Genomic DNA, 20153 nt, shown 5'->3' with positions numbered 1-20153 from the left:
GAATAAACGAGTGGGAGATGAGAGCATGGAAAAAGCGGAAAGAAGAGTGAACAGCCCAATAGCTGGACCTGCTGTTCAAAAATTGTATTCATGGTTTGGCAGCATGACGAAGCTCGTGATGCAGCATTTATATTCCCTCTTTTTTTATAAAGGGCTGATCTATATGGTCATCGGTTTTTTATTGGGACGAGCCTTCATTCTGTCAGAGGTCATTCCCTTTGCTCTTCCATTTTTCGGAGCGATGCTTTTAATCAAAAAAGATAAAGCTTTCCTTGCATGCCTGGCGCTTCTTGCCGGAGCACTGAGCATATCGCCTCAGCATTCGCTGTTCGTGCTTGCGGCTCTGTTTACATTTGCGATATGTTCAAAAATGACGTCTCTTATTATAAAAGACCGTGTCAGAACGCTGCCTGTCGTCGTCTTTTTGGCGATGGCTGTGACAAGATGCGGATTCGTATATGCCGAATACGGTACGGTTTCAGGTTATCACTATATTATGGCTTTCGTTGAAGCCGGATTATCGTTTATCCTCACACTGATTTTTTTGCAAAGCCTGCCGATTGTCACATCAAAGCGGGCGAAACAGTCGCTGAAAATTGAAGAGATCATTTGTTTTATGATTTTAATCGCTTCTGTTCTCACGGGCTTGACAGGCGTTTCTTTTCAAGGCATGCAGGCTGAACTGATATTGGCCCGTTATGTCGTGCTCGCTTTCGCGTTCATCGGAGGCGCAAGCATCGGCTGTACAGTCGGGGTTGTGACCGGGCTGATTCTCAGCCTCTCAAATATCGGCAATTTATATCAGATGAGCCTGCTGGCTTTTTCAGGCCTTCTCGGTGGTTTGCTAAAAGAAGGAAAAAAGTTCGGTGCTGCGGTCGGCTTATTGATAGGATCTCTATTGATTTCGCTGTACGGAGAAGGTTCGGCTGAACTGGTACCGACGCTTTATGAATCTTTGATTGCAATCGGCCTGTTCCTTTTAACCCCTCAGTCAATTACGAAAAAAGTGGCCAAGTATATACCGGGGACGACTGAGCACGCCCAGGAACAGCAGCAGTATGCAAGAAAAATCCGTGATGTCACCGCCCAAAAGGTCGATCAGTTTTCGAGCGTTTTTCACGCTTTATCCGAAAGCTTCGCTACCTTTTATCATTCAGTTCCAGACGATGAAGGGAAAGAAAAAGAGATCGACCTGTTTTTGAGCACGGTGACAGAACACTCCTGCCAGTCCTGCTATAAGAAAAACAAGTGCTGGGTTCAGAACTTTGATAAAACATATGACTTGATGAAACGAGTTATGCAGGAAACAGAAGAAAAGCAATATTTTAAAAACCGCAAGCTGAAAAAGGAGTTTCATCAGCACTGCTCCAAATCAAAGCAAGTAGAAGCGCTGATGGAAGACGAGCTGACTCATTTTAGGGCGAACCAGACATTAAAACAAAAGGTGCATGACAGCAGGCGTCTCGTCGCAGAACAGCTGCTCGGAGTTTCTCAGGTTATGGCGGACTTTTCTCGGGAAATAAAAAGAGAGAGAGAGCAGCATTTTATTCAAGAAGAACAAATTCGGGATGCGTTGCAACACTTCGGCATTGAGATTCAGCAAGTCGAAATTTACAGCCTTGAGCAGGGAAACATCGATATTGAAATGAGTATCCCGTATTGCAACGGCCATGGGGAGTGTGAGAAAATCATCGCTCCGATGCTGTCCGATATTTTGGAAGAACAAATTATCGTCAAAGCAGAACAGTGCGCCGGTCATCCGAATGGATATTGTCACGTTGCCTTCGGTTCCGCGAAGTCATACAGGGTGGTGACAGGAGCCGCGCATGCAGCAAAAGGCGGAGGGCTTGTCTCCGGCGACAGCTACAATATGATGGAGCTCGGCACCGGCAAATATGCCGCCGCCATCAGCGATGGTATGGGAAATGGCGCAAGGGCCCATTTTGAAAGCAATGAGACGATCAAGCTGCTGGAAAAGATTCTTCAGTCGGGCATCGACGAAAAAGTGGCGATTAAAACGATCAACAGCATTCTTTCATTAAGGACGACAGATGAAATTTATTCGACATTGGATTTATCGGTCATCGATCTTCAGGATGCGAGCTGCAAGTTTTTGAAAATCGGCTCCACCCCGAGCTTTATTAAAAGAGGCGATCAAATTATCAAAGTGCAGGCCAGCAATCTGCCGATCGGCATCATTACAGAATTTGATGTCGATGTTGTCAGCGAGCAATTAAAAGCGGGAGACCTTTTGATCATGATGAGTGACGGAATCTTTGAAGGGCCGAGACATGTTGAAAATCATGATCTGTGGATGAAGCGCAAATTGAAATCGCTGAAAACCGAGGAGCCGCAGGAAATCGCTGACTTAATCATGGAAGAAGTGATCCGGACAAGGTCGGGTCTGATTGAGGACGACATGACGGTGATTGTCATCAAGCTGGACCATAATACACCAAAGTGGGCCTCCATTCCGGCGCCGGCTTTTTTCCAAAAGAATCAAGAGATTTCTTAGCATTCGTATAAATCAAATTTCTTCTGGCGATGATGGAACTAAATCAAGATATCTTTGTCCAGGAGGAATAAAAACGATGAAAAAGGGGCACTTGAATCAAATCCTGCTTTTGACGGACGGCTGTTCAAACCGCGGCGAAGACCCGCAGGCCATGGCTGCCTTTGCGAAGGAGCAGGGAATTACCGTGAATGTGATTGGGATTATGGACGAGCATGAAATGGATCAGGAGGCGATGAAAGAAGTCGAAGGGATTGCTCTCGCAGGCGGGGGAGTTCACCAGGTTGTTTATACGTCGCAGCTGTCGCAGACCGTTCAAATGGTGACAAAAAAGGCGATGACACAAACCCTTCAAGGCGTGGTCAACAGTGAGCTCAAACAAATTCTCGGCAAGCATACCGAAATGGATGAACTGCCTCCTGATAAACGCGGTGAAGTCATGGAAGTCGTAGACGAGCTCGGTGAGACCGTACATCTTCATGTATTGGTTCTTGTCGATACAAGCGCGAGCATGAATCCGAAGCTTCCGACCGTTAAAGAAGCATTGATAGACCTTTCCATCAGTCTCAATTCAAGAATCGGCGAAAACGAATTTGCGATGCTTATATTTCCCGGGAAAAAACAAGAGGTCGAGCTTGTGCTCGATTGGACCCCGAAGTTTGAATCTCTTTCTTCAATATTTTCCAAGGTTTCAGCCGGCGGCATTACGCCGACAGGACCTGCAATACGAGAGGCGATTCAGCATTTTAACAAAATCGGCTCAAGAAGGAGAATGTTAGAAGACGATGAAAAACGCTTCGACGAGTTTGGCGGCTAGTCTAAAGCCGGGTGCAGCCGTTGTTGGAAAGTGGAACAATCATTCCTACAAGATCATCAGACAGCTTGGAAAAGGGGCGAATGGCGTTGTGTATCTGGCCGATTCAAGAAAGGGCCGCGTTGCATTAAAAGTGAGCGATGACAGCCTGTCCATTACCTCGGAAGTGAATGTTCTGAAATCTTTCTCAAAGGCCCAGGCAAAAGCAATGGGGCCTTCTTTTTTTGATGTGGATGACATGATGGTTGCGGGTACCGGCAAAAAACTTTCATTTTATGTCATGGAATATATTGAGGGTCCGCTTCTTTTAAGATATGTAAACGAAAAAGGCGAGGAATGGATTCCGGTGCTGATCAGCCAGCTTCTCTCAAGCCTGTCGGCAATTCATCGCGAAGGATGGGTGTTTGGAGATTTAAAGCCCGAGAATTTAATCGTGACGGGTCCTCCGCCGCAAATCCGCTGCATTGATGTGGGCGGGACGACAAAAGAAGGCCGGGCAATTAAGGAATATACGGAGTTTTTTGACAGAGGCTATTGGGAATTTGGCACCCGTAAGGCTGAGCCGTCGTATGATCTGTTTTCCGTCGCCATGATTATGGTGAACTGTGCAGTGAAAAAAGAATTCAAAAAGACAGCAAGACCTCAGGAACAGCTCATGACAGTCATTGACGGCCATCCGTTTTTAAAACGGTATAAACCGGTTCTTGCTTCTGCTTTAAAAGGAAGCTATCGAACAGCTGATGAAATGAAGGAAGATCTCCTGGAAATCGGCCGGCCGTCCCGAATGCAAAGCAGCCGCCAGTCGAGAACAGCCAGTTCTTCATCGGCATCCGCCCCGTCTCAAGGCCTGCGGCATAAGCGGGGGACGTCTCAGCAGCAAAGGTTAAGGAGCGGGCGCAGAAAGCAAAGAAACAGTTCTAAATCCGGCGGCGTTTTTGAAACGCTGTTGATCGTCGTAAGTGTTCTTGCCCTTTACTTTGCGTATATCGTTCTCTTTTTTATTTAGCTCTGCTTTCTCGGCGGATAGCTCTTCTTTGCAGGGACCGATTGAAAGTGTTAGGATATTTATATCTTTTGAAATACACCCTGCTCTTAGTGGGAGGACATTGTGAGAAGTATTGAAGATTTCATGAAAAAATACGAACTGTCATTTGATGGAGTGACGCTGATTGCAGGTGTCTCCGGCGGGCCTGATTCGATGGCGCTGTTGCATGCTCTGCACCGTACGGTTCCTGCCTCCGCGACGCTGATTGCCGCACACGTCGATCATATGTTCAGAGGCGAAGAGTCTGAACGTGATATGCAGTTCGTTCAGGACTACTGTGAGGCGGAAGGCATACAATGCGAGGCGGTGCAAATCGATGTCCTGACATTTGCCGCTGAAAACAATCTGAATAAACAGGCTGCTGCGAGAGAATGTCGGTATTCGTTTTTTCAGGAGTTAATGAAAAAGCACCGGGCTGAATACATGGTTCTGGCTCATCATGGAGATGATCAGGTGGAGACGATGCTGATGAAGATGGCAAAAGGCACTGTCGGGATCGGGCTTGCCGGAATTCAGCCAAAGCGCCGTTTTGACAGCGGCTGGCTGCTCAGGCCGTTTCTAAGGCTGACAAAGGATGATCTTTTGGCTTACTGTAAAGAGAATCGAATACCGTTTAGAACCGATCCGAGCAACAGTGAGGATGATTACACCAGGAACCGGTTCAGGCACCATGTTCTCCCTTTTCTGAAGAAAGAGTCGGAAGATGTCCATAAAAGGTTTCAAGCCGTCAGTGAATTCCTGACAGAAGACGAATTATACTTACAGGCATTAACGAAAGACAAAATGAATACAGTAATCACAAGCAAGTCAAGTTCCGGTGTCGAAATCAGCATCGACCGACTTCTTGCGCTCCCTATGCCTTTACAAAGAAGGGGAGTTCATCTAATATTAAACTATCTTTATGAAAACGTTCCATCAGCGTTTTCAGCCCATCATATTCAAGTGTTTCTGGATTGGATTTCACAAGATGGACCATCCGGTTCCCTTGATTTTCCGAATGGGTTAAAAGTCGCAAAATCTTATCATACATGTTTGTTTACATTTCAGCGTTTACAATGTGAAAATATTTCCTATCATTATGAAATAAGCGGGGCAGACGAAGAAGAACTGATGCTTCCCAACGGCTCCTCCCTTCATGTGAGCGGACCCGGTTCAACCCGGGAGCTGCAAGGAAATGATGTTTTTGCAACAAGTCCCAAGCAGGTTCAGTTTCCCCTTTATGTACGGACAAGGCAAAACGGAGACCGAGTCAAACTTAAAGGGATGAACGGCTCAAAAAAGGTTAAAGATATATTTATTGATGAAAAAGTGCCTCTTTCGAAAAGAGACAGCTGGCCCATTGTAACAGACGCGGTTGGAAACATTATCTGGTTACCTGGTCTGAAAAAAACCATTTTTGAGGAACTTGATGTTACAAACAATGATCGCATTGTATTACAATATAGACAGCATGAAAAGTGTAGGGGGCTAGCAAAGAATGAAACAGGATATTGAAAATATCTTGATCTCAGAAGAAGAGATCCAAAAGAAAGTCAAGGAGCTGGGCGCGACTCTGACAGAAGAGTACAGCGGCAAGTTTCCGCTGGCAATCGGTGTGTTAAAGGGAGCCATGCCGTTTATGGCTGATCTTTTGAAGCATATTGATACATATTTGGAAATGGATTTCATGGATGTATCAAGCTACGGCAGTTCCACGGTTTCTTCCGGAGAGGTAAAAATCATAAAGGATTTGGACACATCTGTAGAGGGCCGTGACATCTTAATTATTGAGGATATCATCGACAGTGGGCTAACCTTGAGTTATCTTGTAGAGCTTTTCCGATACCGCAAAGCAAAATCGATTAAGATCGTAACCCTTCTTGATAAACCAAGCGGACGAAAAGCGGATATCAAAGCGGATTACGTCGGCTTTGAAGTTCCCGATGCTTTCGTTGTCGGATATGGTCTCGATTATGCTGAACGCTATCGTAACCTTCCGTACATCGGAGTGCTGAAACCTGCGGTTTATGAGAGCTGATTCGGGCTTGTCAGCGAAAGGGATATCTGTTGTATTGGAACGATTTTCTATGATACTATTGAACATAGTTGTGCTTACTGTGGGAGGAGGTAAGGAATGAATCGGGTCTTCCGTAATACCATTTTTTATTTACTTATTTTATTAGTTGTGATCGGAGTTGTGAGCTACTTCCAAACCGCAAATCCGAAAACAGAGAATATGACGTATAGTGACTTTGTTTCAAACCTAGATAACGGGAAGGTTGAAAATGTCTCGATCCAGCCTGTCAGGGGTGTGTACGAGGTTCGAGGGCAGCTGACGACCTATGAGAAAGATCAGTATTTCCTGACCCATGTTCCTGAAGGAAAAGGGGCAGATCAAATCATTGATCAAGTGAAAAAAACGAAGATACAAATAGAACCTGCACAGGAAGCAAATGGATGGATGACGTTCTTTACCACCATCATTCCTTTTGTTATTATCTTCATTCTTTTCTTCTTCCTGCTTAATCAGGCTCAAGGCGGCGGCAGCCGTGTTATGAACTTTGGAAAAAGCAAGGCGAAGCTCTATACAGAAGAAAAGAAACGCGTCAAATTCAAAGATGTGGCAGGAGCAGATGAAGAAAAGCAAGAGCTTGTGGAAGTCGTTGATTTCCTCAAGGATCCCCGCAAATTCGCTGAGCTCGGAGCAAGGATTCCGAAAGGCGTGCTTTTGGTCGGACCTCCGGGTACCGGTAAAACATTGCTGGCGAAAGCTTGTGCCGGTGAAGCAGGGGTGCCTTTCTTCAGCATCAGCGGATCTGACTTCGTTGAAATGTTCGTCGGGGTTGGTGCATCACGGGTTCGCGACTTGTTCGAAAACGCCAAGAAAAATGCGCCGTGTCTGATTTTCATCGATGAGATTGATGCTGTCGGACGCCAGCGGGGAGCAGGTCTTGGCGGAGGTCACGATGAACGTGAACAGACGCTCAACCAGCTTCTTGTTGAAATGGATGGATTCAGTGCCAATGAAGGAATCATCATTATCGCTGCGACAAACCGCGCCGATATTTTAGACCCTGCATTGCTGCGCCCGGGACGTTTTGACCGTCAAATTACTGTTGACCGCCCGGATGTCAAAGGCCGTGAAGCTGTACTTCAAGTACACGCAAGAAACAAGCCGCTTGATGAATCCGTAAACTTAAAAGCGATCGCGATGCGGACGCCTGGATTCTCAGGTGCAGACCTTGAAAACCTTCTAAATGAAGCGGCTCTCGTAGCGGCGCGTCAAGATAAGAAAAAGATCGATATGCGAGACATCGATGAAGCGACAGACCGCGTCATCGCCGGACCTGCAAAGAAAAGCAGGGTGATTTCGAAAAAAGAACGCAATATCGTGGCTTATCACGAGGCGGGACACACCGTTATCGGACTTGTCTTGGATGAAGCGGATATGGTGCATAAAGTAACGATCGTACCGCGCGGCCAAGCAGGCGGATACGCCGTCATGCTTCCTAAGGAAGACCGTTATTTCCAAACCAAACCCGAACTTCTCGATAAAATCGTCGGCTTGCTTGGAGGCCGTGTAGCTGAAGAAATTATCTTCGGCGAGGTCAGCACGGGTGCCCATAACGACTTCCAGCGCGCTACAGGCATTGCCAGACGAATGGTGACCGAATTCGGTATGTCTGAAAAGCTCGGTCCTCTTCAATTCGGACAATCGCAAGGCGGGCAAGTGTTCTTGGGACGCGATTTCAACAATGACCAAAACTACAGCGACGCGATTGCGTATGAAATCGATAAGGAAATTCAGCGCTTCATTAAGGAATGTTATGAACGTGCAAAAACAATCCTTACTGAAAATCGCGACAAACTTGAGCTGATCGCTCAAACATTGCTGGAAGTTGAAACGCTCGACGCTGAACAAATCAAACATTTGTCTGAGCACGGAAGACTTCCTGATCGCACATATTCGGATGATCAGGAGAAGACAGATGATGTGAAAGTTAACATCAATAAACGAGATGACGAAGAGAAAAACGAGGATGAAAAAGAGTAATGACGCTCTTTCGCATCTTTAGGAAAACTGCCAAGCTTACTTTTGGCAGTTTTCTTTTTTTATGGCTGAAAAATCCGCTTTCGAAAATCTTTATTCACCCCGGTTTGATTCGTTTACAAACAGAATCGGCATCGTGTATTGTATGATGGTAGAATGTTTTATGTCCAAGTAAGAGAAACTAGTCAAAAGTGGTGATCAGAATGTTGCTTGTTATAGATGTGGGAAATACAAACACCGTCCTTGGCATCTACCACGAAGGAGAGCTCGAATATCATTGGCGGATTGAGACAAGCCGCCATAAAACAGAAGACGAATTCGGCATGCTTCTTCGTTCTTTGTTTGATTATGTCGGACTGATGTTTGACCAAATCGAAGGGATTATTATTTCATCAGTTGTACCTCCGATCATGTTCTCCCTCGAAAGAATGTGTAACAAATATTTTCAGATCGAGCCTCAAATTGTCGGTCCGGGAATGAAAACAGGATTAAACATAAAATACGATAATCCGAAAGAAGTCGGAGCAGACCGCATTGTAAATGCAGTGGCGGCTATTCATCTCTATGGAAGCCCCCTGATTGTCGTTGATTTTGGAACGGCTACGACGTACTGTTATATTAACGAGCGCAAGGAGTATATGGGCGGTGCGATCGCGCCGGGCATCACAATTTCAACTGAAGCGCTTTATTCAAGAGCTGCCAAGCTTCCCAGAATTGAAATTGCACGGCCTGATCATATTGTCGGCAAAAGTACGGTCAGCGCGATGCAGTCCGGAATCCTTTACGGCTATGTCGGACAGGTTGAAGGCATTGTCAAGCGGATGAAATGGCAGTCCAAGAAAAATCCGAAAGTCATTGCGACGGGCGGCCTTGCTTCCTTGATTGCAGACGAATCGGACTGCATCGATATTGTTGACCCGTTCCTTACGTTGAAGGGACTAGAACTTATTTATGAACGGAATCGTGTTGAAAGTGTATAGGAGGATAAGGTATGGATTATTTAGTGAAAGCCATCGCATATGACGGCAAAGTGAGGGCATATGCAGCGAATACAACAGAAACGATTCATGACGCCCAAAGAAGGCATAACACATGGCCTACCGCTTCCGCCGCTTTAGGAAGAACGATGACGGCGGCTGTCATGCTCGGCGCTATGCTGAAAGGCGAAGACAAGCTTACCGTTAAGATTGAAGGAGGCGGACCGATCGGCGCGATTGTCGCTGACGGAAATGCAAAAGGAGATGTCAGAGGATACGTGTCCAATCCGCACGTTCATTTCGACTTAAATGAACACGGCAAACTTGACGTCAGAAGAGCCGTCGGAACGTCAGGCACGCTAAGCGTAGTCAAAGATCTAGGTCTCCGCGATTTATTTACAGGCCAGGTTGAGATCGTTTCAGGAGAAATCGGCGAGGATTTTACATATTATCTCGTGTCTTCTGAGCAGGTTCCTTCTTCGGTTGGTGTAGGGGTGCTCGTCAACCCCGACAATACGATTTTAGCTGCAGGCGGATTTATCCTTCAGCTGCTGCCGGGCACGGACGATGAAACCATCACGAAGCTTGAAACAAACCTTTCTCAAGTGGAGCCCATTTCAAAGCTGATTCAGAAAGGTCTGACACCTGAGGAAGTGCTGGCTGCGGTATTGGGAGAAGAACCGGAAATACTGGAAACTGTTCCTGTCCGGTTTACATGCAATTGTTCAAAAGAGCGTTTCTCAAGAGGTATCATCGGTCTTGGCAAGGATGAAATTCAACAGATGATTGATGAAGATGGCCAAGCTGAGGCTCAATGCCATTTTTGCAATGAAACGTATCGGTTTACAAAGGAAGAGCTTGAAGCGCTTCGAGATGAAATATAAGCCCGCTATCAGTAGCGGGTCTTTTACAATGGGGAAAGGGGAGACACCATATTGAAATCAAGAACACTTTGGCCGATTATTTTAGGTGCGATCTTCGTCAATTGTATCGTAATCGCGTATGTTCTCACGAAAGCGCAGACAGCTTCTTCATCGTCAGCTCAAGAAGTCATTGCACATATCGGAAAAAACGGCATCACGCGTGAAGAATGGCTGAGCGAAATGGAAGAGCGCTACGGAAAATCAACGCTTGAAGATATGATCAACGACCGCGTTGTTACCCAAATGGCCGAAAAAAACAAGATCAAAGTGTCTGATGACGACATTGAAAGAGAATTTCTGCTGATTAAAGCTGTATACAATTCCTTCTACGAAGACGAAGACACGACAGAAAAAGAATGGAAAGAGCAGATCAAGCATAATATTCTTCTTGAAGAGCTCCTGACAAAAGACATTGTGATTTCTGACAGCGAATTGAAGTCATTCTATAACAAAAATAAGGACTTATATAAATTCGATGATTCTTACCGCCTCAAACATATCATTGTCAAAGATCAAGACGAAGCAGAACAAGTTCTTAAAGAGCTGAAGGAAGGATCCAGCTTTGAAGCAGCCGCAGCTGAACACTCGACTGACCGGTATACGGCTCCTTACGGCGGCGACCTCGGATTCGTCAATGATCAGCACGAAAACGTTCCGGCCGAATATTTAGCGAAAGCCGAGGAACTAAAGGAAAATCAATGGGTGGATGAACCGATTAAAACGAGCCAAGGCTATGCGATCATCCAGCTTAAAGAAAAGCTCCCGGGGCAAGCTTTCACTTACAGCGAAGTAAAAAATCAAATCAGAAGGCAGATCGCGATGGATCAATTAGGCGACAAAGCTTCGGTCAAGACACTATGGAAAGATGCGAAAGTATCCTGGTTTTATGACGAAAAAAATAAAGATTGACAAAATATTTTGATATTGATAAATTAGATATAATCCCAATAAAATTACTCGGAAATTGAGGTGTTCAAATGGTTCGCGTTGCAAACTCTGTTTATGACTTAATCGGAAATACACCTGTCGTTAAATTAAATCGACTAGTTGATGAAGACAGTGCTGAAGTATATGTGAAACTGGAGTATATGAACCCTGGAAGCAGCGTAAAAGATCGGATCGCGCTTGCTATGATAGAAGACGCTGAGGAGAAAGGCCTTCTGAAAGAAGGGGATACACTGATTGAACCGACAAGCGGAAATACGGGAATCGGACTTGCCATGGTCGCTGCAGCGAAAGGCATCAAAGCGATTCTTGTTATGCCTGATACAATGAGTTCTGAGCGCCGCAACCTTCTGCGTGCATATGGAGCTGAGCTTGTACTGACTCCGGGTGCTGAAGGAATGAAAGGCGCGATTAAAAAAGCGGAAGAACTGGCTGAGGAACACGGCTATTTTATGCCTCAGCAATTTAACAATCCTGCGAACGCAGAAGTTCACCGTCGCACGACGGGTAAAGAAATTGCTGAACAATTCGGAGACGGTTTAGATGCATTCATTGCAGGCATCGGAACCGGCGGAACGATAACGGGTGCCGGAGAAGTTCTGAAAGAAAAAAATCCGTCCATCAAGATTTTTGCGGTGGAACCGACTGATTCTCCTGTTCTTTCAGGAGGAAAACCAGGTCCGCACAAAATTCAGGGAATCGGAGCGGGCTTCGTTCCGGAAATCTTGAATACGGAAATTTACGATGAAATCATCACAGTGAAAAACGAAGAAGCCTTTGAATTTGCCCGTAAAGCGGCGAGTGAAGAAGGAATTCTCGGAGGAATTTCTTCAGGCGCGGCGATCTGTGCTGCTCTTCAAGTCGCTAAAAAGCTTGGAAAAGGCAAAAAAGTTCTCGCTGTGCTGCCTAGTAACGGAGAGAGATACTTAAGCACGCCTCTTTATCAATTTGAATAGGCTCCAGCTGAAACGGGAGGCTGCCGACGATGTCGGCGGCCTTTTGTTTGTCATGAAGCGCAGCCCTTTTAAAAAACTCGGTGTCCTTGAGTGAACATGCTCAAGGACTTTTTTCTATATTGGAAATGAAATTCTCTTTTCCTAGAAAAAAGATATGCATTACAATAAGGACATTAGACTAACGGCAGAGGAATGATACGATGAGACAACGAAGGCCTGTAGCCAGAGCGTTCCCGTTTTCCAATCCCCGGTTTTTGCAGCAATTTGAAAGCCTTTCGAAAGGAAAAGAATACCGCGTTCTGCTGGAAAGCGCGAGAGGCGGAGCATACAGCATAGCCGGGATCGACCCTGTCGCAATAGCGAAAGGGAAAGACGGCATCACGACGATTCAATATAAAGGAGACATCATTTTCAAAGAGGGGGATCCGTTTCTGCAGTTTTCTCAGTGGTTTGAAACGCTGAAAACGGAGACGGTTGCAGATTTTCCCGACTTTCAGGGCGGGGCTGTCGGTTTTCTAAGCTATGACTATGCCCGGTATATTGAGAAATTCAAAATCCTGTCTATCGATGATCTGCAAACGCCGGATTTATTCTTTCTCGTATTTGATGATATAGCCGTCTATGACCATAAGCAGCAGCAGCTTTGGGTGATTACCCACACCGATGATGAAACGCCGGCCGCTGCGGAAGAGAAATTGGACAGACTTGAGCAAATGTGGAAGATGGAACATCCGAAGACCGCTGGCGGTCATCAACCGAATGATAATAAAATCCCGTCATTCACGGCCTCATTTACAGAAGCCGACTTTTCTCAGGCCGTTGAGAAAGTGAAGCAATACATCGCAAGCGGTGACGTATTTCAGGTGAACCTTTCTGTTCGCCAGTCGGAGCGTCTTTCTGCGCCTCCTTATGAGGTATACAAGATGTTAAGAGAAATCAACCCTTCGCCGTACATGGCCTACTTGGAAACCCCGGATTTTCAAATCATCTGCGGGTCGCCTGAACTGCTCATTAAGAAAAAGGGCACCAGGCTTGAAACAAGGCCGATTGCCGGGACAAGATCCCGCGGGGCGGATGAAGCGGAGGATGAAGCGCTCGCGAACGAATTGATCAAGAGTGAAAAAGAGCGCGCCGAACATGTGATGCTCGTTGATTTAGAGCGTAATGACCTCGGCAGGGTCTCCAAGTACGGTTCGGTCCGGGTCGATGAATTCATGGTGATTGAGAAGTATTCCCACGTCATGCATATCGTCTCAAATGTGTGCGGTGAACTAAGGGACGAATGCGATGCCGTGGATATCATCCATGCCGTGTTTCCCGGCGGTACGATCACCGGAGCGCCGAAAGTCAGAACGATGGAAATTATTGAGGAGCTTGAGCCGACGAGGCGGGGGCTTTATACTGGTTCTATAGGGTGGTTCGGATATAATCAGGATATGCACTTTAATATCGTGATCCGAACGATTTATGTGAAAGCGGGCCAGGCATTCATGCAGTCGGGAGCGGGAATCGTCATCGATTCCAACCCTAAGCATGAATATAAAGAGTCAATTAAAAAGGCCCTGGCGATGAAAAAAGCGCTGCAGTTGAGTGAAGAAGAGAAAAAAGAGCAGAGGAGAGCTGAGATATGATTCTAATGATCGACAATTACGATTCGTTTACGTACAACTTGGTTCAGTATTTAGGAGAGCTTGGCGAGGAGTTGGTCGTCAAGCGGAACGATGAGATCACACTTCAGGAAATAGAGGATATGTCGCCTGACTTTTTGATGATTTCTCCCGGTCCTTGCAGTCCGGATGAGGCTGGAATCAGCCTTGAAGCAATCCGCCATTTTTCCGGGAAGATACCGATTTTCGGGGTCTGTCTCGGTCACCAGTCAATCGCCCAGGTTTTCGGCGGCGACGTCGTCAGGGCGGAACGGTTAATGCATGGGAAAACTTCCGAGATTTCGCACGACGGGTTGACGGTTTTTAAAGGCTTGGAACATCCGCTCACGGCCACGAGGTATCATTCTTTGATCGTCAAACCGGATACGCTGCCCGATTGTTTTGTGACATCGGCTTGGACGGAAGAAGGGGAGATTATGGCCATCAGGCATAAAGAACTGCCGGTTGAAGGTGTTCAGTTCCATCCGGAGTCAATTATGACCGCCTCCGGAAAGGAGATGCTGAAGAATTTTATTGAGACTTACCGAAAGAAAGTGAACGCATGATCATTTACCTGAACGGTCAATATGTGAAGGAGGAAGAAGCAATGCTTTCTCCTTTTGACCATGGTTTTTTATACGGAATCGGAGTATTTGAAACGTTCCGCCTTTATGAAGGAAAGCCCTTCCTTTTAGACTGGCATATGGACAGGCTGTACAGCGCTTTGGAACAGCTGAAAATTGAGCTCGAGCTGACAAAAAGCGAAGTGTTTGCCATTCTTGACAGGTTGCTTCAGTTGAATCAGCCGCCAAATCTGGATGCCAAGGTCCGGCTAAATATATCCGCCGGTCCCGGCGGATCAGGCCTTTTTCCTGAAGTATACAAAAACCCCGGTGTCATGGTGATGATGAATCCTTTTCAGCCTGCATCCGTTCCGGTTGAAAAGGAGGGCGTCATCTTACAGGTCCGCCGCAATACGCCAGAGGGTCCGTTCCGCTTGAAATCGCATCACTTTTTAAATAATTTGTACGGAAAAAGGGAGCTCGGACACGACGCTGCCAAAGAAGGGATTTTTCTTACCGAAGGTGGAGCTGTAGCCGAAGGAATTGTTTCCAACATTTTTTGGCGAAAAGACGGATGTGTGTATACACCTTCACTTGATACCGGCATATTAGGCGGCGTCACACGGCGATATGTCATCGAGCGCCTTGCAGATATGGGAATCGAAGTCATACAGGGGGTATACCCTTTGGAGGAGCTTCTCTTTGCGGACGAAGCATGGATGACCAATTCCGTTCAGGAAATCGTTCCATTCCGGAGAATCGGCAGCACTGAATTTCCGGGAAAGGATGGAAATTTGTCGAAACGTCTGCAAGAGGCATACACTAACGATAGAAAAGCAGCAAAAGACTATATTTAAATTAAAGGGTGAAGGATATGGCGCTTCAAACAGCGGTGCGTTCAAAGCAGCTGATCGCAAAGCAATACACGTTGTCTTATGAAGATAAAACATTGATTATGGGAATTTTAAATGTGACGCCCGATTCTTTTTCAGACGGCGGAAAATATAACAGCATCGACCGCGCCGTCATTCATGCAAAACAAATGATCGAAGACGGCGCCCATATCCTTGATATCGGAGGAGAATCGACGAGGCCGGGGGCCGAAAAGGTTTCTCTCGATGAGGAGCTGTCAAGGGTCATACCTGTAATTGAAAAACTCGTTCAGGAAATCGACGTCCCGATTTCCGTCGACACTTATAAAGCAAAAGTGGCCGATGAAGCCCTTAAGGCCGGTGCAGCGATCATCAATGATGTCTGGGGAGCAAAAGCAGACCCTGACATGGCACGGGTTGCAGCCGCTCATAATGTGCCGATTATTTTGATGCATAACCGCGAGGAACGGAATTATAAGGACTTGATCCCGGACATGCTGTCTGATTTGATGGAATGTGTGAGCATTGCAAAATCAGCAGGCGTTCAAGATCATCACATCGTACTTGATCCCGGTATCGGCTTTGCCAAAACGTATCAAGACAATCTGGCGGTCATGAATCAGCTTGAGAAATTCAGCGAACTCGGATACCCGGTTTTATTGGGGACGTCACGCAAAAAATTTATCGGCCGCGTCCTGGATCTGCCGCCTGAGGAGAGGGCGGAAGGCACGGGGGCGACAGTATGCCTCGGTATTCAAAAGGGGTGCGATATCGTCAGGGTGCATGACGTCAAGCAAATTTCCAGGATGGCAAAAATGATGGATGCCATGATTGATAAAGGAGGCGTTTATCATCGATAAAGTGCATGTAGAGGGCATGGAGTTTTACGGATATCACGGTGTTTTCAAAGAAGAAAACAAACTTGGCCAGAGATTCCGCGTTGATTTGACAGCCTTTCTAGATTTAAGCGAAGCCGGGAAAACGGATCATATTGATGCCACCATTAATTATGCAGAGCTGTATAAGCTGTGCAAAGAGATTGTGGAGGGAGAACCGGTCAACCTTGTGGAGACCCTCGCGGAAACGATTGCCGCACAAGTGCTGGAGAACTTTGAAGCGGTTCAGGAATGTACGGTTAAAGTCGTCAAGCCTGATCCGCCTATACCGGGGCACTATAAATCGGTGGCCATCGAGATGACGAGAAAGCGAAAATGAACAACACGGCATATATAGCGCTCGGCTCGAATATCGGCCGGCGGGAAGAATATCTAAAAAAAGCTGTCTCTCTCCTCCATCACCATCCGTCTGTACAGGTGACAGACATCTCGTCGATTTACGAAACTGATCCTGTCGGGTATACAGACCAAGATCTATTTTTAAATATGGCTGCAGCTGTTAAAACATCTCTTTCACCGTTTGAATTACTTGATTTGACTCAGCGTATTGAAAAAGAGCTCGGCCGCAAACGCGACATCAGATGGGGGCCGAGGACTGCAGACCTTGACATTTTGTTGTATAATCGTGAAAATATTGAGACAGAGCAACTTATCGTTCCTCATCCTAGAATGCATGAACGTTTGTTTGTACTCATCCCGCTGCTGGAGATTTATCCGGATCTTGAGGGAGCTAATCATGCTAAAAATCAAGAAGGTGTAAGAGTATGGAAGCAGAAATCTGGGGTAGACGAATTCGTGCATATCGAAAGCTGAAGGGTTATACTCAAGAAGGGTTTGCCAAAGCATTGGGTATTTCCGTTTCTGTGCTTGGTGAAGTAGAACGCGGGAATCGTATGCCGACGGAGAGCATGCTCAGGGATGTAGCCAATACTTTAAATATAACAGTGGAGGAATTATCTCCATCAGAAGAATAAGAAAGGAGGACTAAAAATGTTTAAAATCGGTGATATAGAATTAAAAAACAGGGTTGTGCTTGCGCCGATGGCCGGTGTCTGCAACTCCGCCTTCCGCTTGACGGTTAAGGAATTCGGAGCGGGTTTGGTCTGCGCCGAAATGGTCAGCGATAAAGCGATCCTTTACAATAATGCGAAAACGATGGGAATGCTTTATATCGATGAACGTGAAAAACCGCTCAGCCTGCAGATCTTCGGCGGCGAAAAAGAAACGCTTGTCGAAGCGGCGAAGTTTGTTGACCAAAACACAACTGCAGATATTATTGATATAAACATGGGATGTCCGGTGCCAAAGATCACAAAATGTGATGCAGGAGCCAAATGGCTGCTTGATCCGAATAAAATTTATGAAATGGTTTCAGCTGTAGTGGAGGCTGTTGACAAGCCAGTGACCGTAAAAATGAGAATGGGCTGGGATGAAGACCATATCTTTGCTGTTGAGAATGCGAGAGCTGTAGAACGCGCCGGCGGAAAAGCGGTCGCTCTTCACGGACGGACCCGCGTGCAAATGTACGAAGGAACGGCGAACTGGGATATTATCAAAGAAGTGAAGCAGTCCGTTTCAATACCGGTAATCGGAAACGGTGATGTCAAAACTCCGCAAGATGCAAAACGCATGCTTGATGAAACAGGGGTGGACGGTGTCATGATCGGCCGTGCAGCGCTAGGTAACCCCTGGATGATTTACCGTACGGTTCACTATTTGGAAACAGGCGAATTGAAAGATGAGCCGAAAGTGCGTGAGAAAATGTCTGTCTGCAAACTTCACCTTGACCGATTAATCGGGCTGAAAGGCGAAAATGTTGCGGTCCGCGAAATGAGAAAGCACGCAGCCTGGTATCTAAAAGGCATAAGAGGAAACGCAAAGGTCCGGAATGAAATCAACCATTGTGAAACGAGAGATGAGCTCGTTCAGCTTTTAGACGCGTTTACGATTGAAGCCGAGGCAAAAGAGCTTCAGGATGCAAAAGTAGGATAAATCCGACCTCTGCTCACTGCCAGTTTTCACTGGCAGTTTTTCTGCTTTTTTCCTGAAAGACTAAAAGTAACGGAGTGATATATGATGAGTCATGAAGAGCATAACCATGAAGAATTAAACGACCAGCTGCAAGTCAGACGCGATAAAATGAATCAATTGAGAGAAGGCGGGAAAGATCCTTTTGGACACCGTTTTGACCGCACCCACCAATCAACTGAACTCATTGAATCGTATAATGAATTCTCAAAAGAAGAATTAGAAGAAAAAGCAATTGAAGTAACGATTGCCGGCCGGATGATGACAAAGCGCGGAAAAGGGAAAGCGGGATTCGCGCATATTCAGGATTTAAAGGGCCAGATTCAGATCTATGTCAGAAAAGACAGTGTCGGTGAAGAGCAGTACGAGTGGTTTAAAAGCTCTGACCTCGGGGACATCGTCGGCGTTACAGGCGTCATGTTTAAAACGAATGTAGGCGAATTGTCTGTAAAAGCTACATCTTTTGATTTATTAACAAAAGCCCTTCGTCCGCTTCCGGACAAATATCACGGATTAAAAGACATCGAGCAGCGCTACCGTCAGCGTTATTTGGATTTGATCGTAAATCCGGAAAGCAAAAATACGTTTATTACGAGAAGCAAAATCATTCAATCGATGAGAAGATACTTAGATGACCACGGATACTTAGAAGTTGAAACGCCTACGATGCACGCAATTCCGGGCGGAGCGTCTGCCCGTCCGTTCATTACACATCATAATGCGCTTGATATGCCGCTTTACATGAGGATCGCTATCGAGCTCCATTTGAAAAGGCTGATTGTCGGCGGATTGGAAAAAGTCTATGAAATCGGACGTGTATTCCGAAATGAAGGAGTTTCCACACGGCACAATCCTGAATTTACGATGATCGAACTTTACGAAGCTTATGCTGACTATAAAGATATTATGAGCTTGACGGAAAACCTCATTGCTCATATTGCACAAGAAGTGCTCGGCACTACGACTGTTCAATACGGAGATTATGAAGTCGACCTCAAGCCTGAATGGAAGAGACTCCATATGGTCGATGCTGTTAAAGAAGCCACCGGTGTAGACTTCTGGAAAGTAGTATCGGTAGAAGAAGCAAGAGCATTTGCCAAAGAACACGGAATTGAAATTTCTGAAAGCATGTCAGTAGGACATATCATTAATGAATTCTTCGAGCAAAAAGTTGAAGAAACGTTGATTCAGCCTACTTTTATATACGGACACCCTGTGGAAATTTCTCCGCTTGCTAAGAAGAATCCTGAAGACCCTCGATTTACGGACCGTTTTGAGCTGTTTATCGTAGGCCGTGAGCATGCGAATGCATTTACTGAATTAAATGATCCTATCGACCAAAAAGAACGTTTTGAAGCGCAATTAAAAGAGCGTGAAGAAGGAAACGATGAAGCGCATATGATGGATGAAGACTTTGTCGAAGCGCTGGAGTACGGAATGCCTCCTACCGGCGGTCTTGGAATCGGCATCGACAGACTGATTATGCTTTTGACGAATTCTCCTTCAATCAGGGACGTTTTACTATTCCCGCAAATGAGACATCGTTAAATGACTTTCGGGCAGCAGCTGCGTAACAAGCGGCTGCTGCTCATTTAAAACAAATTAAATTTTTTCTCAAAAAAGTATTGCACAATCATAAATACGGTGGTATATTATTATTCGTTGCCGCAAAACGGCGGCGAAAGAAAAAAAGAACTTCAAAAAAGTTCTTGACTTAATATCCGAGATTGGATATAATATAAAAGTCGCTTTAATAATGATCTTTGAAAACTAAACAAGACAAACGTACCTGTTAATTCATTAAATAAATCGCACATGTGAGTGTGCGTAGTCATTATCAAACTTCATGGAGAGTTTGATCCTGGCTCAGGACGAACGCTGGCGGCGTGCCTAATACATGCAAGTCGAGCGGACCGACGGGAGCTTGCTCCCTTAGGTTAGCGGCG

The 20153-nt window shown here is 45.9% G+C and carries 19 protein-coding genes and 1 rRNA gene; all 20 read left to right on the top strand.

Features of this window, described 5'->3' with window-relative positions:
* Positions 1-25: 25 nt before the first annotated feature.
* Positions 26-2515, top strand: a complete 2490-nt coding sequence (spoIIE, locus tag BTA31_RS08910) for a stage II sporulation protein E (RefSeq protein ID WP_076790950.1) — start codon at positions 26-28, stop codon at positions 2513-2515.
* 76 nt (positions 2516-2591) lie between these two features.
* Positions 2592-3329 carry a VWA domain-containing protein gene (locus BTA31_RS08905; protein ID WP_076790947.1) on the top strand — a complete coding sequence of 246 codons (738 nt, stop codon included), beginning with the start codon at positions 2592-2594 and terminating at the stop codon, positions 3327-3329.
* A complete protein-coding gene (locus BTA31_RS08900) occupies positions 3298-4332 on the top strand; it encodes a protein kinase domain-containing protein (RefSeq protein WP_076790945.1) in 1035 nt (344 codons plus the stop codon). Before BTA31_RS08905 ends, BTA31_RS08900 begins: the two co-directional genes overlap by 32 nt.
* Before the next feature lie 102 nt (positions 4333-4434).
* Positions 4435-5865, top strand: coding sequence for a tRNA lysidine(34) synthetase TilS (gene tilS, locus BTA31_RS08895; protein WP_076790942.1), 1431 nt, complete (start codon positions 4435-4437; stop codon positions 5863-5865).
* Positions 5849-6388 (top strand): hypoxanthine phosphoribosyltransferase, encoded by a 540-nt coding sequence (gene hpt / locus BTA31_RS08890; protein WP_003178236.1) that lies wholly within the window; start codon positions 5849-5851, stop codon positions 6386-6388. Before tilS ends, hpt begins: the two co-directional genes overlap by 17 nt.
* A gap of 96 nt (positions 6389-6484) precedes the next feature.
* Positions 6485-8404 carry an ATP-dependent zinc metalloprotease FtsH gene (gene ftsH / locus BTA31_RS08885; protein WP_043926211.1) on the top strand — a complete coding sequence of 640 codons (1920 nt, stop codon included), beginning with the start codon at positions 6485-6487 and terminating at the stop codon, positions 8402-8404.
* 200 nt (positions 8405-8604) lie between these two features.
* Positions 8605-9381: a type III pantothenate kinase gene (locus tag BTA31_RS08880; protein ID WP_076790940.1), complete on the top strand. Its 777-nt coding sequence runs from the start codon at positions 8605-8607 to the stop codon at positions 9379-9381.
* Positions 9382-9392: 11 nt separating this feature from the next.
* Positions 9393-10262, top strand: a complete 870-nt coding sequence (gene hslO / locus BTA31_RS08875; RefSeq protein WP_043926210.1) for an Hsp33 family molecular chaperone HslO — start codon at positions 9393-9395, stop codon at positions 10260-10262.
* A gap of 51 nt (positions 10263-10313) precedes the next feature.
* Positions 10314-11210 carry a peptidyl-prolyl cis-trans isomerase gene (locus tag BTA31_RS08870; RefSeq protein WP_076790938.1) on the top strand — a complete coding sequence of 299 codons (897 nt, stop codon included), beginning with the start codon at positions 10314-10316 and terminating at the stop codon, positions 11208-11210.
* Between the two features lie 68 nt (positions 11211-11278).
* The gene (gene cysK, locus BTA31_RS08865) at positions 11279-12202 is read left to right on the top strand and encodes a cysteine synthase A (protein WP_043926208.1); all 924 of its coding nucleotides are present in this window, start codon (positions 11279-11281) and stop codon (positions 12200-12202) included.
* 200 nt (positions 12203-12402) lie between these two features.
* On the top strand, positions 12403-13833 hold the full coding sequence (gene pabB, locus BTA31_RS08855) for an aminodeoxychorismate synthase component I (RefSeq protein WP_076790936.1): 1431 nt from the start codon (positions 12403-12405) through the stop codon (positions 13831-13833).
* Complete coding sequence (gene pabA, locus BTA31_RS08850; protein ID WP_043926206.1) at positions 13830-14414, top strand: aminodeoxychorismate/anthranilate synthase component II; 585 nt, start codon at positions 13830-13832, stop codon at positions 14412-14414. Before pabB ends, pabA begins: the two co-directional genes overlap by 4 nt.
* Positions 14411-15268: an aminodeoxychorismate lyase gene (gene pabC / locus BTA31_RS08845; protein WP_076790934.1), complete on the top strand. Its 858-nt coding sequence runs from the start codon at positions 14411-14413 to the stop codon at positions 15266-15268. The genes pabA and pabC overlap by 4 nt, the downstream gene beginning before the upstream one ends.
* Positions 15269-15285: 17 nt before the next feature.
* Positions 15286-16143, top strand: coding sequence for a dihydropteroate synthase (gene folP / locus BTA31_RS08840; RefSeq protein ID WP_076790930.1), 858 nt, complete (start codon positions 15286-15288; stop codon positions 16141-16143).
* Positions 16136-16498 carry a dihydroneopterin aldolase gene (folB, locus tag BTA31_RS08835; protein WP_076790989.1) on the top strand — a complete coding sequence of 121 codons (363 nt, stop codon included), beginning with the start codon at positions 16136-16138 and terminating at the stop codon, positions 16496-16498. Before folP ends, folB begins: the two co-directional genes overlap by 8 nt.
* A complete protein-coding gene (folK, locus tag BTA31_RS08830) occupies positions 16495-16992 on the top strand; it encodes a 2-amino-4-hydroxy-6-hydroxymethyldihydropteridine diphosphokinase (protein ID WP_043926202.1) in 498 nt (165 codons plus the stop codon). The genes folB and folK overlap by 4 nt, the downstream gene beginning before the upstream one ends.
* Positions 16944-17153, top strand: coding sequence for a helix-turn-helix domain-containing protein (locus tag BTA31_RS08825; RefSeq protein ID WP_003178262.1), 210 nt, complete (start codon positions 16944-16946; stop codon positions 17151-17153). Before folK ends, BTA31_RS08825 begins: the two co-directional genes overlap by 49 nt.
* A 16-nt stretch (positions 17154-17169) precedes the next feature.
* Positions 17170-18171: a tRNA dihydrouridine synthase DusB gene (gene dusB, locus BTA31_RS08820; protein WP_043926201.1), complete on the top strand. Its 1002-nt coding sequence runs from the start codon at positions 17170-17172 to the stop codon at positions 18169-18171.
* Positions 18172-18255: 84 nt separating this feature from the next.
* Positions 18256-19755, top strand: coding sequence for a lysine--tRNA ligase (lysS, locus tag BTA31_RS08815; protein WP_076790927.1), 1500 nt, complete (start codon positions 18256-18258; stop codon positions 19753-19755).
* Between the two features lie 295 nt (positions 19756-20050).
* A 16S ribosomal RNA gene (locus tag BTA31_RS08810) occupies positions 20051-20153 on the top strand; the annotation flags it as partial.

The sequence above is a fragment of the Bacillus haynesii genome, assembly GCF_001969855.1.
GTDB classification, from domain to species: domain Bacteria; phylum Bacillota; class Bacilli; order Bacillales; family Bacillaceae; genus Bacillus; species Bacillus haynesii.
This window is presented reverse-complemented; position numbering and strand designations above follow the sequence as displayed.

Coding starts and splice junctions, on each gene's coding strand:
- spoIIE (WP_076790950.1), top strand. CDS start 26: ATGGAAAAAGCGGAAAGAAGAGTGAACAGCCCAATAGCTGGACCTGCT.
- BTA31_RS08905 (WP_076790947.1), top strand. CDS start 2,592: ATGAAAAAGGGGCACTTGAATCAAATCCTGCTTTTGACGGACGGCTGT.
- BTA31_RS08900 (WP_076790945.1), top strand. CDS start 3,298: ATGAAAAACGCTTCGACGAGTTTGGCGGCTAGTCTAAAGCCGGGTGCA.
- hpt (WP_003178236.1), top strand. CDS start 5,849: ATGAAACAGGATATTGAAAATATCTTGATCTCAGAAGAAGAGATCCAA.
- ftsH (WP_043926211.1), top strand. CDS start 6,485: ATGAATCGGGTCTTCCGTAATACCATTTTTTATTTACTTATTTTATTA.
- BTA31_RS08880 (WP_076790940.1), top strand. CDS start 8,605: ATGTTGCTTGTTATAGATGTGGGAAATACAAACACCGTCCTTGGCATC.
- hslO (WP_043926210.1), top strand. CDS start 9,393: ATGGATTATTTAGTGAAAGCCATCGCATATGACGGCAAAGTGAGGGCA.
- cysK (WP_043926208.1), top strand. CDS start 11,279: ATGGTTCGCGTTGCAAACTCTGTTTATGACTTAATCGGAAATACACCT.
- pabB (WP_076790936.1), top strand. CDS start 12,403: ATGAGACAACGAAGGCCTGTAGCCAGAGCGTTCCCGTTTTCCAATCCC.
- pabA (WP_043926206.1), top strand. CDS start 13,830: ATGATTCTAATGATCGACAATTACGATTCGTTTACGTACAACTTGGTT.
- pabC (WP_076790934.1), top strand. CDS start 14,411: ATGATCATTTACCTGAACGGTCAATATGTGAAGGAGGAAGAAGCAATG.
- folP (WP_076790930.1), top strand. CDS start 15,286: ATGGCGCTTCAAACAGCGGTGCGTTCAAAGCAGCTGATCGCAAAGCAA.
- folK (WP_043926202.1), top strand. CDS start 16,495: ATGAACAACACGGCATATATAGCGCTCGGCTCGAATATCGGCCGGCGG.
- BTA31_RS08825 (WP_003178262.1), top strand. CDS start 16,944: ATGGAAGCAGAAATCTGGGGTAGACGAATTCGTGCATATCGAAAGCTG.
- dusB (WP_043926201.1), top strand. CDS start 17,170: ATGTTTAAAATCGGTGATATAGAATTAAAAAACAGGGTTGTGCTTGCG.
- lysS (WP_076790927.1), top strand. CDS start 18,256: ATGAGTCATGAAGAGCATAACCATGAAGAATTAAACGACCAGCTGCAA.